This is a genomic window from Streptomyces sp. NPDC001599, from assembly GCF_042893535.1.
Lineage (GTDB): Bacteria > Actinomycetota > Actinomycetes > Streptomycetales > Streptomycetaceae > Streptomyces.
Map to the genome: position 1 here is coordinate 38,415 of NZ_JBIAVA010000017.1, position 17,212 is coordinate 55,626.

The 17,212-nt window shown below is 72.2% G+C and carries 10 protein-coding genes; 3 read left to right on the plus strand and 7 right to left on the minus strand.

The window, feature by feature from the left end; all coding sequences use genetic code 11:
* The first annotated feature begins 92 nt into the window (after positions 1–92).
* Positions 93–2,375, plus strand: coding sequence for a hypothetical protein (locus ACFYZ3_RS32005; protein ID WP_388525033.1), 2,283 nt, complete (start codon positions 93–95; stop codon positions 2,373–2,375).
* A gap of 36 nt (positions 2,376–2,411) precedes the next feature.
* On the opposite strand, the gene ACFYZ3_RS32010 is transcribed toward ACFYZ3_RS32005, so the two are convergent.
* From ACFYZ3_RS32010 to ACFYZ3_RS32025, 4 genes are all read right to left on the minus strand, one after another.
* On the minus strand, positions 2,412–5,807 hold the full coding sequence (locus ACFYZ3_RS32010; protein WP_388525036.1) for a CARDB domain-containing protein: 3,396 nt from the start codon (positions 5,805–5,807) through the stop codon (positions 2,412–2,414).
* Positions 5,808–6,200: 393 nt separating this feature from the next.
* Positions 6,201–7,646, minus strand: coding sequence for an argininosuccinate synthase (gene argG / locus ACFYZ3_RS32015; protein ID WP_388525040.1), 1,446 nt, complete (start codon positions 7,644–7,646; stop codon positions 6,201–6,203).
* Positions 7,647–7,704: 58 nt separating this feature from the next.
* Positions 7,705–9,144: an NAD-dependent succinate-semialdehyde dehydrogenase gene (locus ACFYZ3_RS32020; RefSeq protein ID WP_388525043.1), complete on the minus strand. Its 1,440-nt coding sequence runs from the start codon at positions 9,142–9,144 to the stop codon at positions 7,705–7,707.
* Between the two features lie 127 nt (positions 9,145–9,271).
* Positions 9,272–10,534, minus strand: coding sequence for an aspartate aminotransferase family protein (locus tag ACFYZ3_RS32025; RefSeq protein WP_388525046.1), 1,263 nt, complete (start codon positions 10,532–10,534; stop codon positions 9,272–9,274).
* A gap of 151 nt (positions 10,535–10,685) precedes the next feature.
* Between ACFYZ3_RS32025 and ACFYZ3_RS32030 the strand changes: the two genes are divergently transcribed.
* Positions 10,686–12,350 carry a PucR family transcriptional regulator gene (locus ACFYZ3_RS32030; protein WP_388525049.1) on the plus strand — a complete coding sequence of 555 codons (1,665 nt, stop codon included), beginning with the start codon at positions 10,686–10,688 and terminating at the stop codon, positions 12,348–12,350.
* 64 nt (positions 12,351–12,414) lie between these two features.
* A complete protein-coding gene (locus ACFYZ3_RS32035) occupies positions 12,415–12,987 on the plus strand; it encodes a dihydrofolate reductase family protein (RefSeq protein ID WP_388525052.1) in 573 nt (190 codons plus the stop codon).
* A gap of 53 nt (positions 12,988–13,040) precedes the next feature.
* Here ACFYZ3_RS32035 and ACFYZ3_RS32040 read toward each other — a convergent pair whose 3' ends face one another.
* From ACFYZ3_RS32040 to ACFYZ3_RS32050, 3 genes are read right to left on the minus strand one after another with little or no spacing between them, the layout of a single operon-like run.
* Complete coding sequence (locus tag ACFYZ3_RS32040) at positions 13,041–15,434, minus strand: beta-glucosidase (RefSeq protein WP_388525055.1); 2,394 nt, start codon at positions 15,432–15,434, stop codon at positions 13,041–13,043.
* Positions 15,431–16,249 carry a carbohydrate ABC transporter permease gene (locus ACFYZ3_RS32045; protein WP_109028809.1) on the minus strand — a complete coding sequence of 273 codons (819 nt, stop codon included), beginning with the start codon at positions 16,247–16,249 and terminating at the stop codon, positions 15,431–15,433. The genes ACFYZ3_RS32040 and ACFYZ3_RS32045 overlap by 4 nt, the downstream gene beginning before the upstream one ends.
* The gene (locus ACFYZ3_RS32050) at positions 16,246–17,202 is read right to left on the minus strand and encodes a carbohydrate ABC transporter permease (protein ID WP_388525059.1); all 957 of its coding nucleotides are present in this window, start codon (positions 17,200–17,202) and stop codon (positions 16,246–16,248) included. Before ACFYZ3_RS32050 ends, ACFYZ3_RS32045 begins: the two co-directional genes overlap by 4 nt.
* Between the last annotated feature and the right edge of the window lie 10 nt (positions 17,203–17,212).

A 17,212-nucleotide genomic window follows, 5' to 3' on the forward strand; every position in this document is an offset into this window, starting at 1 on the left:
TATCGGCCGGGCCGGGCGGGGGCATGCGTGTGAGGGCACGCCCCGTCCGGGCGCCGTGCGGCACTACGGCCGGCTGATACGAGAATGGGTCCATGAACGCACTGGTTCGGCGCTCGCCCTGGGTCGAGGTGCTGGTCTGGTGCGTGGCCGTGCTGAGCCTGACCGTCCTGGCCGCGGCGGCCGTCGTCCGCAGTACGGTGCTGGACCCCGGGTTCTACGGCCAGGTGCTGGAGGACGAGCACGCCTACCAGCGCTTCTACGACGAGGTGCTGGTGGACCCGCGCAGCACGCCGTTCACCAGCGACCTGCTGGAGCGGCTGCCCGTTCCGCAGTCGACCATCACCTCGAACCTCAAGGTGGTGGTCCCGCCCGAGACGCTGCGGACCATGGGCCAGGGCCAGATCGCGGAAATGGTCCACTATCTGGAGGGCGACCGCGAGCGGCTGCGGATCACGGTCGACCTGGAGCCCGTCGTCGCGAACGTCGAACGGCTCAGCCAGGCGTACTTCGGTGATGCCGTCGCGGCGCTGCAGAAGCGGTCCGAACCCGACTTCCAGGCTTTCGTGCAGCACCTGAGTGAGCTGGTGGCGCGGGTGGTGGCGGGTGAGGCGCCGCTGGACGAGCTGCCGACGCTGCCGCTCTCCCACGGCCAGGCGGACGCGGCCACGGACGCGCTGATGCGGCTGGTGCCGGACGGCGCGACGCGCGACGGCGTCAGATCGACCGTGATGACGGCCCTGGACCGGGGCGACGTGGCCTCCGCCCTGGCCGCGATCGCCCCGGTGGCCCTGACCGACCAGGTCCGGGACGCCGCCGAGGAGCTGTTGCGGGAGGCGAAGCGGGGCACGTGGGTGGTGACCGTCGACGTCGAGCCCGGGACCGAGGCGCTGGCTCCGCTGGACCGTGCCCGCAAGGTCACCCGGCTCTTCCAGGAAGTGGTGGAACCGGCGGCGGCCGTGCTGTGCGCCGCCGCGCTCACCCTGCTGTGGTTCCTGAGACCGTCGCCCGCCAAGCGCCGGCTGATTCCGCTGGGCTGGGTGCCGGCCGCCGCCGCCTCGCTCATGGCGCTCACCGTGCTCGTGCTGCGGCTCACGCTGGGCGACACGCTGTTCGGCACCCCGCCGTCCTGGCCGCCCGCGGCCACGGGGCTGCTCGCCGACGTGCAGGCCGCCGCGCTCGACCGGCTGCTGACCACCGCGATCGTCGTCGCGGTGATCCTGCTGGCCGCGGGCGCGCTGCTGATCACCGTCGGCTGGGTCTGGCAGACCCGGCCCAGCGTGCCGGTCCTCACCGATCCGCGGCACGTTCCGGCGCTGACCTTCACGGTCACCGCCGTCGCCCTCGTCGGGACGATGCTGGCGCCGGTGGCGATCAGCGGTTCCTCCCCGCGCATCTGCCAGGGCAGCGCCGAGCTGTGCGACGCCCGCTACGACGAGATCGCCCAGCTCGCGTCGCACAACGCGATGGCGACGACGGCGGACCGGTTCATCGGTCCCCTCCAGGACCCGGACATCGTCGGTCAGCTGGGCGCCGGGTCGCGGGTCCTGCTGCTCGACACCCACCGCTGGGAGCGGCCCGAGGAGGTCGCGGAGCGGCTGAACACGTCCGACTTCTCCCCCGCCGAGCGCCGGCGGCTGACCGCGATCCTGCAACGGGTGAACCCGCCCCATCCGGGCCTGTGGCTGTGCCACTCGGTGTGCGGCGCCGGGGCCCTCGAACTGGAGCCGACGTTGCGGCAGATCGGCGAGTGGCTGCGCGACAACCCCACGGAGATCGTCACACTGATCCTCCAGGACGGGGTGGACGGGGTGACGACGCGGGACGCCTTCGTCCGGGCCGGTCTCTCGGACCTGCTGTACGAGCCGGACCGGGACCCGGACCGTCCGTGGCCGAAGCTCGGGGACATGATCGACAGCGGCCGGCGGCTGGTCGTCTTCGGGGAGAAGGCGGACGGGCCCGCGCCCTGGTACCGGAACCTCTACCGGTACGGCATGGAGACGCCGTTCGCCTTCCGCAGCCCGGACGAGATGTCCTGCCTGCCCAACCGGGGCGGCTCGGACAAGCGGCTGTTCCTGCTGAACCACTTCGTCACGGCGGGCGGCGGGCTGCGGCTGGACGCCGGGGTCGTCAACTCGCGGCAGCGGGTGCTGGAGCGGGCGCACACCTGTGAACGGCAGCGCGGCAGACCGGTCAACTTCATCGCGGTGGACTACGCGACGATCGGCGACGCGCTCGGCGCGGTGAACGAGCTCAACGCCGAACGCGTCGAGGACGACCCCCGCGTGCCGGTCGAGCGCACACCCGGCCGGATCCCGGACGCGGCGGAAGCCCGGCGACGCGGTGGTGCTCCGCGCCGCCGGGCGGTCTCCTGGTGACCGGCCGCTCCTATCGGCCGGTTCCGTCCGGCCCGCCTACTGGTTGATCTTGAACTGGGAGCCGGGTTCGATCCGTACGTCCTCCTTGGCCGAGTTGGTGATCGTGACGTCGGTCAGGGTCGCGCTGCCCCGTGCGCCGCCCATCGCGAGGATGCCGGAGCCGTTGTTCGACTTGTCGATGCGGACGTTCTCGATCTTCACGTCCGGCATCGCGCCGCCTCCCGTCTTGAACTGGATGCCGTCGTAGGTCGAGTCGAGGATCTCGGTGTCCCGGATCGTCACGCCCGGGATGTCCTGGCCCTGCGCGAAGAGGGTGATGGCGCCGAACTCCTGCGCCTCGCCCCAGAACGCGCCGCCCGTGCGGTGCAGGGCGTTGCCCGCGATGAGCGTCTGCCCGGAGAAGGGCAGCGGGTCGTGGTCGGTGGCGAGCATGATGCCGGGGTAGTTCATGGTGTCGGAGACGACGTTGTTCTCGATGGTGTTGCCGTAACCGCCGTACACCGCTATGCCGTTGGCCCGCCACGGCAGCTGGATCGTGTTGTTGCGGAAGTGGTTGTCGTGGCCGATGTCCACGGACGGGTCCTTGACGTACTTGTTGGCCCAGACCGCGAGCGAGTCGTCGCCGGTGGTGCGGAAGGAGGAGTTGTAGACGCTGGAGTTGCGGGTGCCGTTGGAGAAGTTGATGCCGTCCGCGTAGGTGTCGCGGATGCGCATGCCGGTGAACTCCAGGCCGTCGGCGGGGCCCCACAGCTCGGGGATGTTCGAGTAGTCGCGGCCGACCCAGACGCCGACGTTGGCGTGCTCGATCCACACGTTGCTGATCTTGGTGTTCTTGCCGAAGCGGCCGTTGAGCCCGACGCCGCCCTCCGCGTTGCCGTCGCCGCCGCGGATGGTGCCCGAACCGAAGATGGCGAGGTCGGAGATCTGGGTGTTGTCGTCGATGTCGAAGCCGAAGTTGCCCTCGTGCGGGTGGTTGATGCCGCCGGCCTCCTGCGGCGGGGTCAGGGTGTAGAGCTGGGAGTGCCACATGCCGGCGCCGCGGACGGTGACGTCGCTGATGCCGACCTGGTTGTACTGCCCGCGGTTGAGCGGGTCGTCGGTGAGGATCTTCTGCTCCTGGCGCCACTGCCCGGCCGGGATCCACACGCAGTCGATCCTGCCGTTCTGGTCGTCGGTGACGGCGCGCTGGATGGCGTCGGTGTCGTCGAGTCCGTCGCCGGGGACGGCCCCGTAGTCGGTGATGGAGGTGCACTCGGCGGGCTTGGTCTTCGCGGGGGCGACCTGCTCCAGGTCGATCAGGTCGATGACGTAGAAGGCGGCCGAGTCGCCGGAGTCGCGCTGGAGGCGGAACTCGGTGCCCTGCGGGAAGGTCCGGTCGAGGAGTGCGTGGGACTCGTCGAAGAGGCGCCGGGCGTCGCCGCCGGGCCGGTTGGTGAGTCCCTCGGGGTCGTCGGTGCTGCCGTAGAGCCAGCTGTGCTTGGAGGACAGGTTGAGCTTCTGCACGAACCGGCCGTCGGCGTAGAGGCTGATGGTGGCCTCGGCTCCGCCGCCGCCGGGGGCGTCGGGGATGGAGTTGCGCACCACGATGGAGTTGGTGGGTGTGGTGGAGGTGAACTCGACGTACTGGCCGGTCGAGTCGAGCCGGACGGACTTGCGGCCCGAGGACTCGGTGCCGAAGTTGGTGTGCCCGAAGGTGCGCTTGGTGTCGGTGGTGAGCAGGGTGCCGTCGTAGCGGCCGTCCTCCGCCTCGTACTCGGTGTACGGGACGGCGGCGCCGCGTCCGACGACGAGGGACTTGGCGAGCACGTTGTTGTTCTCGTTGGTCTCGGCGACCCGGGCGGTGGCGTCGGCGGTGGCGGTGAGGGTGACCCCGCCGCTCGTCGCTTTCCAGGTGCCGCTGACCGGCACGTTCACCGTGGCGCCTGCCTCGACCCGTCCGGTGGTGCCGTCCAGGGTGGTGGAGCCGGCCTGGACCCGGGTCACCGAGCCCGCCTCGGCGGCGCTGGTGCCGCGGTTGTGCACGGCGACGGTGAAGGAGACCTCGGCGCCCACCGCCGGGTTGGCCGGGTTGGTGGTGAGGGAGCGCACCTCGAGGTCGGGGCCGGGTGCCCGGTCGACGACGAGGCGGTCGGTGGCGGAACGGCTGTTGTTGGTGTCGTCCAGCTCGGCGACGGTGTCGCGCGGGTCGGCCACGGCGGCCACCGCGTAGCTGCCGGCCGCGTGGGTGCCGGTGGAGACGGCGACGTCGGCGGACTCGCCGGGGTCGAGCGCGGGGACCGCGGCACTGCCGGCCGCCCGGCCCTCGACGGTGACCTCGGTGGTGGTCGCGGCCGAGGCCGCGGTGCCGGAGTTGCGGACCGTGGCGTTCACGGTGACCTCGTCGCGCTCGTTCGGCGCGGCGGGCGACCAGTCGAGGCCGGTGACGGTGAGGTCGGGCGCGGGTGCGGCGCTGCCGAGGACCTGGAACTCGGCGACCTGGCCGCCGCCGGCGCCGGTGTTGGAGAAGAACCGGAGCCGTACGTCGGACACCCGGCCGCTGACCGGGATGGTCACCGCGTTGTCCTGCCCCGGGCTGAAGGCGTAGTCGGCGCGGTCGCGCAGCGAGGTGAAGTCGCTCTCGCCCTGGGCCCGTCCGAACACCTGGATGCTCTGGGTGCGGGCGGACCACACCGGGTCCGGATTGAGCTTGACGACGACACCGCTGACGTCCGCGTCGGCGCCGAGCTTCACGGTGAGGTCGGCCGGGTTGCCGGCGGCCTCCCAGTACGTGGAGGTGGAGTCGTCGGTGGCGTTGGCGGCGACGTAGTTCTGGGTCGTGGAGGTGGCCTCGGCGGGTTTGTTGCGGGCGAGGTTGGTACCGGTGGGCGGCGGGCCGGTGTCGACGTCGTCGCCGTAGACCTCCAGTTCGGCCAGTTGCGCCGCGTTCCAGCCGGTGTTGCCGGTGATGTCGACGCGGACGTAGCGGGCCTCGGAGGGTGAGTCGAGGTCGATGGCGACGGTCCCCGCCTGCGCCGGGCCGAACGCCCGTCCGTCCGAGGCGTCGAGGCTGTGGAACGTGGAACCGTCGATGCTGCCCCGCAGGGAGAGCGTCTGGGTGCGGTTCTCCCAGCCGGCGGGCAGTTTGAGGACCACCCGGTCGACGTCGCGGACGGTGCCGAGATCGACCTGGAGCCACTCGGGGAAGGTGCCGGCCGGCCCCTCCCAGTAGGTGGCCTGCTGTCCGTCGGTGGCGTTGCCCGCCGGGTAGGCGCCGTGCGAGCCGCCCGCCTTTGCGGGGCGGCCGAGGGCCAGGTTGACGTCGGCGGCGGCCGTCACCGGCGCCGTCGCCGCCTGCGCGGTGGCGGCGAGGGGCATTGGCAGCAGCCCGAGGGTCATCAGCCCGGCGACGGCGGCGCCCGTGAGCGTCCGCCGGCCGAGAGATCTCCGTCTCATGGGGGTCCTCTGTTCCGTGGGGAGTCGGGGAGGGCGCGACGGCCCGGCAGTTGGGGGAAGCACCGAATCTGCGCGCCAATTGAGCAGGACAGTCGATTCTTTGCGGAAAGTGCGTCATCAGGTTTCTAGCGCGTCACCGGTTTGTCAACGGTCGCGGTTGAGGCGGGAATCGACACGTAAACGACTTGCGCTGTTTGCGACACGCTTGCGCAGTACTTGAACTGGCAACAAGGAAACTGCGAGCGGTGTACGGACTGTTCGAAGCCGGCAAGTCGTGCAAGTCGTGCACGAGGTGGAGCAACAGACGGGACAAGCAGAAGGGCCGGCTCGGCACCCTCAGGTGTCGAGCCGGCCCTTGCCGGTGCGGGGTCCCCTCTGGTGGGGACGGAGCGATCAGTCCGTGCCGGACTCCATCGCGGCGCGGTCCAGCAGTTCGTCGTCGGCGGAGACCTCGCCGCGGGAGGCGATGGCCTGCGCGCCGCCCTCCGGCATGGCGCCGATCAGCCCGGTCGCGGCGGCCTGGGCGGCACCGATGGCCGGGTTGGCGGTGCCGATGAGGCCGAGACCGGCGTACTGCTCCAGCTTGGCGCGGGAGTCGGCGATGTCCAGGTTGCGCATGGTCAGCTGGCCGATCCGGTCCACCGGGCCGAACGCGGAGTCCTCGGTGCGCTCCATGGAGAGCTTGTCCGGGTGGTAGCTGAACGCCGGACCCGTGGTGTCGAGGATCGAGTAGTCCTCGCCGCGCCGCAGCCTGAGGGTGACCTCGCCGGTGACCGCCGAGCCGACCCAGCGCTGCAGCGACTCGCGGATCATCAGGGACTGCGGGTCGAGCCAGCGGCCCTCGTACATCAGCCGGCCCAGGCGCCGCCCCTCGGTGTGGTACTGGGCGAGGGTGTCCTCGTTGTGGATGGCGTTGACCAGGCGCTCGTAGGCGGCGTGCAGCAGGGCCATGCCGGGCGCCTCGTAGATGCCGCGGCTCTTGGCCTCGATGATCCGGTTCTCGATCTGGTCGGACATTCCCATGCCGTGCCGGCCGCCGACGGCGTTGGCCTCCATGACCAGGTCGACGGCGGAGGCGAACTCCTTGCCGTTGATCGTCACCGGGCGGCCCTGGTCGAAGCCGATGGTCACGTCCTCGGGCGCGATCTCGACCGACGGGTCCCAGAACCGCAGGCCCATGATGGGCTCCACGGTCTCCACGCCGGTGTCGAGGTGCTCGAGGGTCTTGGCCTCGTGGGTGGCGCCCCAGATGTTGGCGTCGGTGGAGTAGGCCTTCTCCGTGGAGTCCCGGTAGGGCAGGTCGTGGGCGACCAGCCACTCCGACATCTCCTTGCGCCCGCCCAGCTCCGTCACGAAGTCCGCGTCCAGCCACGGCTTGTAGATCCTGAGCTGCGGGTTGGCGAGCAGGCCGTACCGGTAGAACCGCTCGATGTCGTTGCCCTTGAACGTGGAGCCGTCGCCCCAGATCTGGACGTCGTCCTCGAGCATCGCCCGGACGAGGAGGGTGCCCGTGACGGCGCGGCCCAGCGGCGTGGTGTTGAAGTACGCCCGCCCGCCCGAGCGGATGTGGAACGCCCCGCAGGTCAGCGCGGCGAGCCCCTCCTCGACCAGCGCCGCGCGGCAGTCGACCAGGCGCGCGACCTCGGCGCCGTAGGTCTTCGCGCGGTCGGGCACCGAGGCGATGTCGGGCTCGTCGTACTGGCCGATGTCGGCGGTGTACGTGCAGGGGACGGCGCCCTTGTCACGCATCCACGCGACCGCGACCGAGGTGTCGAGGCCGCCCGAGAAGGCGATACCGACGCGCTCGCCGGTGGGGAGGGAGGTGAGGACCTTGGACATAGGAAGAGTATGCATGATTACGCATGACCATGCAAAGCCCCGTCCCGCGTCGTCTGCGTCACCCCGTCGGCAGCGCCACGTACTGGTACTCGAGGAACTCCTCGATCCCGACGCGGCCGCCCTCCCGCCCGAGACCCGACTGCTTGACGCCGCCGAAGGGCGCGGCGGGGTTGGAGACGAGGCCGGTGTTGAGCCCGACCATGCCGACCTCCAGGCGTTCGCTGACCCGCAGGGCGCGGTCCAGGCCCTCGGTGAAGACGTAGCCGACGAGCCCCCAGGGGGTGTCGTTGGCGCGGCGGACCACCTCGTCCTCGTCGTCGAAGGTGAGGATCGCCGCGACGGGGCCGAAGATCTCCGTCGTCATCAGGCGGCTGTCCGGTGAGACGTCGGTGAGCACCGTGGGCGGGTAGAAGCGGCCGGGGCCCTCCGGCGTGGTGCCACCGACCAGCACCCGGGCACCGCGCTCCACCGCGTCGGCGACCAGTTCCTCGACCTTGGCGCGCCCTGCGGCGTCGATGAGCGGGCCGACGTCGACGCCGTCCCGCGTACCGGGGCCCACGACGAGTGCTCCCATCCGCCGGGCCAGCCGGTCGGCGAACTCCCCCGCCACCGAGCGGTGCACGAAGAAGCGGTTCGCGGCGGTGCACGCCTCGCCCATGTTGCGCATCTTGGCGACCATCGCGCCGTCCACGGCCGCGTCGAGGTCCGCGTCGTCGAAGACCACGAACGGCGCGTTGCCGCCCAGCTCCATCGAGGTCCGCACGACGGTGTCCGCGCACTGCGCGAGGAGCAGCCGCCCGACGGCCGTCGAGCCGGTGAAGGAGAGTTTGCGGATGCGCCCGCCGCGCAGGAGCGGTTCGCAGACCTCCCCCGCCCTGGAGGTGGTGACGACGTTGAGCACCCCGTCCGGCAGGCCCGCCTCCTTGAGGATCGCGGCCAGGGCCAGGCTGGAGAGCGGGGTCTGGGGTGCCGGTTTGAGCACCATCGTGCAGCCGGCCGCGATCGCCGGGCCGATCTTGCGGGTGCCCATGGCCAGCGGGAAGTTCCACGGCGTGATCAGCAGGCACGGTCCGACCGGGCGCCGGGAGAGCAGCATGCGGGCGCGGCCGTCGGGCAGGACGCCGTGGCCGCCGTCGATGCGGACGGCCTCCTCGGAGAACCAGCGGAGGAACTCCGCGGCGTAGGCGACCTCCCCCCGGGCCTCCGCCAGCGGCTTGCCCATCTCGGAGGTCATCAGACGGGCCAGTGCGTCCGTGCGCTCCAGGACGATCTCGTACGCGCGCCGCAGGATCTCGCTGCGCGCCCTCGGCGCCGTCCGGGCCCACTCCGCCTGCGCCTGGACCGCCGCCTCCTCGGCGAGCCGGGCGTCCTTGGGCCCCGCGTCGGCGACCTGGGCCAGGATCTCGCCGGTCGCGGGGTCGTCGACGGGCATGACGGCGCCGTCCGCGGCGTCCGCCCAGGCACCGCCGAGGAACAGCTGTGTGGGGGTGTCGGTCATGGGGTCCCTCCTGATCGCCGGTGCGTGGTGCGTACGGGGCCGGTCGTGCGGACGAGGCGGGCGGTGCGTACGGGGCGGGTCGTGCATACGGGGCGGCCGGTGCGGCGGTGCGCGGCGGCCGTCGTCGTCACGCCGCCCCCGACGTCCCGGCCTCGACGGCGGCGGCCCAGGCCCGGAGCCCCTCGTCCACCGCCGTCTCGTCGATCACCAGGGCCGGGATCATCCGCACCACCTGGTTCCAGGCCCCGCAGAGCAGCAGGAGCAGTCCCTCGTCGACGGCGGCCCGCTGCACCCGGGCGGCGGTCTCCGGGTCCGGCTCGCCGTCCTCGGTGACGAACTCGCTGGCCAGCATCAGCCCCATCCCCCGCACGTCGCCGATGGCCGGGTTACGGGATGCCACCACCTCCAGACCGTGGCGGAGCCGGGCACCCATCGACTCGGCGTTCTCGACGAGCTTCTCGTCGCGTACGACGTCCAGCGTGGCGCAGGCCGCCGCGCACGCGACCGCGTTGGCGCCGTACGTGCCGCCCTGCGAGCCCGCCCAGGCCTTGCGCATCAGTTCCTCGGGGGCGGCGATGCCGGAGAGCGGGAAGCCGCTGGCGAGGCCCTTGGCGGTGACGAGGATGTCGGGGGCGGCACCGAAGTGCTCGTGGCCCCAGAACCGGCCGGTGCGGCCCACACCGGTCTGCACCTCGTCGAGGATCAGCAGGAAGCCGTGCCGGTCGGCCCGCTCCCGCAGGCCCTGGAGGAAGGCGCGGTTCGCGGGGACGTACCCGCCCTCGCCGAGCACCGGTTCGACGATCACGGCGGCGGTGTCGGCGGGTGAGGAGATCGTCTGGAGGGTGTAGTCGAGTTCCTTCAGGGCGAAGCGGGTGGCGGTCTCCTCGTCCCAGCCGTAGCGGAAGGCCGTCGGGAAGGGGGTGACGACCACGCCGCTCATCAGCGGCGAGAACCCGGACCGGAAGCGGGTGCCGGAGGTGGTCATGGAGGCGGCGGCGACCGTGCGGCCGTGGAAGCCGCCGTGGCAGACCAGCACGTTGGGCCGTCCAGTGGCCTGGCGGGCCAGGCGCAGCGCGGCCTCGACCGCCTCGCTGCCGGAGTTGGTGAAGAACAGACTGTCCAGTCCCGGCGGCAGCACCTCGCCGAGCCTGTCGACCAGGCGGCGCAGCGGCGGGTGCATGACGGTCGTGTACTGGCCGTGGACCAGGGTGGCGACCTGCTCCTGGGCGGCGGCCACGACCCTGGGGTGGCAGTGGCCGGTGCTGGTGACGCCGATGCCGGCGGTGAAGTCCAGATAGCGGCGGCCGTCCTCGCCGTCGAGGTGGACGCCCTCGCCCCGGACCGCCACCACGGGGGTGGCCTGGCGAAGGTGCGGCGACAGTGCGGTCATGCTCGTCTCCCGGCCTGTTCGTCGGTGTCCTGCGGTCCCCCGAGCCTTCCCGCCCCGGCGGGCGCGGCAACGCGTGATCTGTCCGGCCGGGGCAGCGTGTCCGGACGATGTGTCAGGCGTTCGGCGTAGCCTGGATGCCCAGGGAGGCACCGTGAGCGAGAACCGGCAGCCCGGCCCGGCGGGCCGGGCGCCCACCGTGGCCGACGTGCTGGCCCTGCCGGTCCTGGCGGGTGGCGATCCGCGGGTGGTGGCGGGCGAGGAGCACCTGGACCGCCCGGTCCGCTGGGTCCACATCACCGAACTGACGGACCCCGCCTCCTTCCTCAAGGGCGGCGAACTCGTCCTCACCACCGGCATGCCCCTGCCCGACGACCGGGCCGGGGTCCGCCGCTACGTCGACGAACTCGCGGCCGTCGGGGCCGCCGCCCTGGTCATGGAGCTGGTACGCCGCTATCACCGGCCGCCCGACGCCCTGGTCCGGGCCTGCCGTGCGCGCGGGCTGCCCCTCGTCACGCTCGCCAGGGACGTCAACTTCCTGGAGGTCACCCAGGTCGTCCACACCCTGATCCTCGGCCACCAGGCGGACGCGATGCGCCGGACCCAGCGCGTCCACGAGGCGTTCACCGCCCTCACCCTGCGCGGTGCGGGCCCCGAGGAAGTGCTGCGCGCCGCGGCGGAGATGAGCGGCCGCACGCTCGTGCTGGAGAACCTGGTGCACCGGGCGCTGGCCTGCGAGCCCTCCGGGACCACGGCCCAGGCCGCGCTCACGGACTGGGAGCGGCGTTCCCGCACCACGCCCGCCACCGACCGCGCGGGGGTCTCCGGTCCCGAGGGCTGGCTCGCGGCCCCGGTGGAGTACCGGGGCGAAAGGTGGGGGCGTGTCGTCATGCTCCCCGGCGCGCTCCCCGCCGGGCTGCCCGACCGGGACTTCGGACCCGAGGACGTCACGGTGCTGGAGCGGACCGCGATGGCGCTCACCATCGCGCGGCTCACCCGTCCCACGCCGTGGGAGCGCACCGCCCACCGGAACGCCCTGCGCGACCTGGTCGAGCAGCGTCACCGCTCCCCCGCGGACGCACGGGCCCGCGTCGCGGCCCTGGGGCTGCCCACGGAACACGTCCGGCTCGTCGCGGTCCTCGCGGACCTGCCGCCCGAGCAGGACGGGGAGGCCACCGAGTTCCGGCTCTCCGAGGAACTGACCGCCACGGGGGTACCGGCTCTCGTGGGGCTCCTGTCCCCCGGCCGGCTCGGCGTGCTGCCGGCGCTGCGCCCGGCCCGGCCGTGGCGCGAGGCCGTCGAGCGGGTGGCCCGCGCCGCGCTGGACGCGGCCCCGGGCGCGACGGTGAGCGTGGGTGCCCCGGCCGGGGACCTGGCCGACGTGGCCCGCTCGTTCCGGGAGGCCGCCCGGGTGGCCGAGGCCACCGAGCCCGGCCGGCCCCTCCCCTGCGGCCGTTCGTTCCACGAGCGGGCCGACATCGGCCTGCGCCGCCTGCTGTACGCCCTGCGCGACGACCCGCGCGTCCAGGACTACGCGGAACGGCGGCTGGGCCCGCTGCTGGACCACGACGCCCGGCACGGCACCGACCTGGTGGCGACCCTGCGCGGCTATCTGGACGCCGCGGGCAACAAGACGGTCGCCGCCCGCTCGGCGGGTCTGTCCCGGGAGACCGTCTACCAACGCCTGCGCACCATCGAGCGGTTGCTCGGCGGCGACCTGGAGTCCGGCGAGCAGCGCACCGAACTCCACGCCGCCCTGCACGCCGTCGACGCGCTGCGGGCACCCCCGGTCGTCCCGCCCCCGGCCGGGGACCGATGAGTTTTCCCCCGGCCCGCGGTCGTAGTGGTACACAGACCGGAAACAAAATGTTGAGGAACTCCGCATGCGTACTCTGATCAGCACCGCCTTCGTGTCGCTCGACGGTGTCGTGGAGGCCCCGGGCGGCGAGCCCGGCTACCGGAACTCCGGGTGGACCTTCAAGCTCGTGGACTTCCTCCCCGAGGCCTACGAGATCAAGGGCCGGGAGCAGAGCGAGGCCACGGCGCTGCTCCTCGGCCGGCTCAGCTACGAGGCGTTCAGCCCGGTGTGGCCGGACATGGCGGAGTTCCCCGAGTACCGGACGATGCCGAAGTACGTCGTCTCCACCACCCTCACCGAGGACGAGCTGGTCACGAACTGGGGCGAGACGACGATCCTGCGCTCGCTCGACGAGGTCGCCGCGCTGAAGGAGGGCGAGGGCGGCCCGATCATCGTCCACGGCAGCGCCGCCCTGAACCGGAGCCTGTCGGACGCCGGGCTGATCGACCGCTACCACCTGCTGGTCTTCCCGCTCCTCCTCGGCGCGGGCAAGCGGCTGTTCAGCGACACGGACAAGGACGCGCAGCGGCTGAGGCTCGTCGAGCACGAGGTCTACGCCAACGGCCTGCAGAAGAACGTCTTCGACGTCGTCCGCTGAACCGCCCGGCGAGCGGTGGTCCCGGGGGCCACCGCTCGCCGTGCACGGGCTGCTCAGGCGCCCTCGGCGGCGCCTTCCACGGTCTCCTGCGCGAAGACGGCGTGCAGTCGCCGGGTGTGGTCGACCCGCCGTTCCGGTCCGGTGAGCGTGACCGTCGCCGTCAGCCGCGGCTCGGTGCTGGACGCGGCGAACCGCAGCTCCAGCTCACCCGGTTCGACGATCCGGCGACCGTCGCGGCCGGTGAAGGAGGCGAGGTCGGCGGGCACCTCGACGCGCACCCTGCGAGCCTCGCCGGGGGCCAGCGGCACCCGGGTGTAGCCGACGAGGCGCTGCACCGGCTGGACGACGGAGGCGACCGGGTCGTGCAGGTAGAGCTGCACCACCTCGGTGCCGTGCCGTGCGCCGGTGTTGCGGACGGTCAGTTCCAGCGAGAACTCACCGTCGGTCGGCGCCTCCTTGGTGTGCGCTTCGAGGTCGCTCCAGGCGAACGTGGTGTAGGTGAGCCCGTGGCCGAAACCGAAGGCCGGTGACGGGTCGATGTTGGACACCTCGCTGGCCTGGGCGAGCCGCGCCCCCAGGTAGGTGGTCGGCTGGGCGCCCGCTCCGCCGGGCACGCTGACGGGCAGTCTCCCGGAGGGGCTGGTGCGCCCGCCGAGCACGCCGGCGATCGCGGCGGTGCCCTCCTCCCCGGGGAAGAACGACTGCACGATCGCGGCGGACTCCGCGACGGCGCGACCGAGCGCGTAGGGGCGTCCGGCGAGCAGGACCGTGACCACCGGTGTGCCGGAGTCGAGCAGCGCGTCGAGGAGCTGCTGCTGGGCGCCGGGCAGCGTGAGGGACTCCGCGTCGCAGCCCTCGCCGCTGGTACCCCGGCCGAACAGGCCCGCGCGGTCGCCCAGTACGGCGACGACGACGTCCGCGTCCCGGGCCGCGGCCACCGCCTCGCCGATGCCGGACACCTCGCCGTCGTCGACGCCGGTGCCGCGGGCGGCGGTGATGTCGGCGTCGGGGAACTCGGCGGTCAGGGTGTCGTGCAGGGTGGGCAGGTCGATGCCGACCGGGACCTGGGGGTGCTGCACACCGACGTGGCGCGGGAAGGAGTAGCAGCCGAGTACGGCGGTGGCCTCGGCGGCGTTGGGGCCGATCAGGGCGATGCGGCGGGGTCGGACGAGCGGCAGCGTGCCGTCGTTGGTGAGCAGGACGACCGCCTTCTCGGCGATCTCGCGGGCCAGTTCCCGGTTCTCGGGCCGGTCCAGGTCGATCCGGCCTCGCAGCGCCTCCGGGTCCGTGAGGTCCACCCCGTCGAGCGCGGGCGGGACCGGGCTCCAGTCCGGGTCGAGCAGTCCGAGCAGCGCCTTCTGGCCCAGTACGCGGCGCAGCGCCCGGTCGACGAGGGCCTCGGGGACCCGGCCCTCGGTGACCGCCTCGACGAGCGGCGCGCCGAACGTCTTGACGGTGGGCAGCTCGACGTCCACGCCCGCGCCCAGCGCGGCGCCCGCGGCGTCGGCCCAGTCGGCGGCGATGCCGTGCAGGGTCTTGAGGAAGGCGATGCCGAAGTAGTCGGCGACGACCGTTCCCTCGAAGCCCCAGGTGTCGCGGAGCAGCCCGGTCAGCAGCGTCTCGTCGGCCGCGGCGGGTACACCGTCGATGTCGGTGTAGGCGTGCATGACGGAGCGGGTGCCGCCCTCGCGGACCGCCATCTCGAACGGCGGCAGCAGGACGTCGGCCCGCTCGCGGGTGCCCACGGACGAGGGGGCGAGGTTGCGGCCGGCGCGGGAGGCGGAGTAGCCGACGAAGTGTTTGAGGGTGGCGACGATCCCGGCGGACTCCAGGCCCTGTACGTAGGCGGTGCCGATGGTGCCGACGAGGTAGGGGTCCTCGCCGATGGTCTCCTCGACCCGGCCCCAACGGGCGTCGCGGACCACGTCGAGGACGGGCGCGAGGCCCTGGTGGATGCCGACGGACCGCATGTCGCGGCCGATGGCGGCGGCCATCCGGCGCACCGAGTCCGGGTCGAAGGTGGCGCCCCAGGACAGCGGGACGGGGTAGGCCGTGGCGCCCCAGGCGGCGAAGCCGGCCAGGCACTCCTCGTGCGCGACGGCGGGGATGCCGAAGCGGTTCGCCGCGGTGATGCGGCGCTGGGTGCGCATGAGGGAGAGCGCGCCGAGGGCGGGGTCGACGGGGACCGTGCCGAACGGCCGGGTCAGCTGGCCCAGTCCGGTGGGGAGAAGCGCCTCGAGGTCGACGGCCTCCTCCATGTCGTGCTGATGCGGGGCGACTTCGCCGCCCTTGTCGGAGGCGCCCACCCACACTCCGTACAGCTGGGCGATCTTCTCCTCGAGGGTCATCGCGGCGACGAGCGCGTCGACTCTGGCGGCGACGGGGTGGTTGGGGTCGTTCCAGAGGGGGATTTCGGGGGTGGTCTCTACGGCCACGTCGGCAGTCACTTTCCTCCGACACCCATCAGCCCCTGGACCAGGGCGCGACGGGCGAACAGGTAGACGAGCAGGATGGGCACCATGGACAGCACCACGGCTCCCAGCAGACCGGGGATGTCGATGCCGTGCGCGGTCTGGAAGTTGTACAGACCCAGGGTGACCACCTTGGTGGAGTCGGACTGGGTCAGGACCAGCGGGAACAGGAAGCCGTTCCACGCCTGGAGCGCGGAGAACACCACGATGGTGGACAGTCCCCCGCGGGACAGCGGCATGACGAGCTGGAAGAACATGCGCCGGGGGCTCGCGCCGTCCATCGCCATGGCCTCGTACAGCTCCGGGGAGATGTCGCGCATGGAGCCGCTGAGGATGAGCGCGGACATCGGCAGGCAGAACGCGGCCGTGGGCAGGATGACGCCGAGCAGGTTGTCGTACAGCCCGGCCTCGCTGATCAGGTAGAACATCGGCACGATCACGGCCTGGGCCGGGATGGCGAGGCCGAGCAGGAACAGCCGGAAGATCGCCGACGTGGCCCTGCCGCGGCTGCGGACGATGGCGTAGGCCAGCGGCGGCACCAGCAGCAGCACGATGCCGATCACGCAGGCGGTGACGACGAGCGTGTTGAAGAAGTACTGGCCGAAGCCGGAGTCGAAGGCGCCGGTGAAGTTGTCCAGCGTGAAGCTGTCCGGGAGGGAGACCGGGCCGTTCTCGGCGTAGTCCTGGCGGGTGCGCAGGGTCGCGGCGAGCATCACGTACAGCGGCAGGCCGACCAGGACGAGCCAGACGAGCGAGCCGACGCCGGCCACGTAGTTGGGTCGGCGCCTCATGACACACCCTCCATGGAGCTGCGCATCTTGTCGTAGCCGGAGACCCGGACGACGACCAGCGAGATGATCGTGGCCGCGACGACCAGGGCCAGGGCGATCGCGGAACCGATGCCGTAGTCGAAGCTCTTGAAGGCCTTGTCGTACATGTAGTAGGCGCTGATGGTGGTGTCGGTGCCGGGGCCGCCCTGGGTCAGGATGAGGACGGTCTCGAACGTGGTCAGACCGCCGACGATCATCAGGATCATCGAGGTGATCATGGAGGTGCGCAGCTGCGGCAGGGTGATGTGGAAGAACTGCCGGTAGCGGCCCGCCCCGTCGATCTCCGCCGCCTGGTACAGCACCTGCGGGACCGCGCGGGCGGCGCCCTGGTAGATCAGTGTGTGGAACGGCGTGAACTGCCAGGTGCTGACGAACGCCAGCACCCCGATGGCGGTGGTCTGTTCACCGAACAGGTTGCCGTCGCCGAAGAGCCACGTCGCCTCCGCCGGGATGCCGAAGTTCGGGTCGAGCAGCGCCCGCCACAGCACGGACACGGCCGTCGCGGACAGCAGCAGGGGGATGAAGTAGATGACCGACAGGACGGCGCGGTTGCGCTGGTGACCGGCGGCCCAGACGCCGAGCATGATGCTCAGCGGGGTCTGGAGGACCACGCCGAGGACGGTGAGCAGCAGGGTCAGCCAGATGCTCTTGAGCATCACCGGGTCGTCGATGAGGCGCGACCAGTTGTCCGTGCCGACGAACTCGGGCGAGCTGATGCCGTCCCAGCTCATGAAGGACAGCACCGCCACCATGATCAGCGGGACGATCGCGAAGAGGGCGAAGAACAGTGCGGCGGGCACCGCCCAGGCGAAGCTGGGGCGGCCCACCGTCGTCGCGGACGGGGCGGGCGGCCGCCGCCGGGACTCCTTGCGGGGTCCGGCGGCGGGCCGAGCGCTCGTGAGATGTGTGGTCATGAGCCGTTCG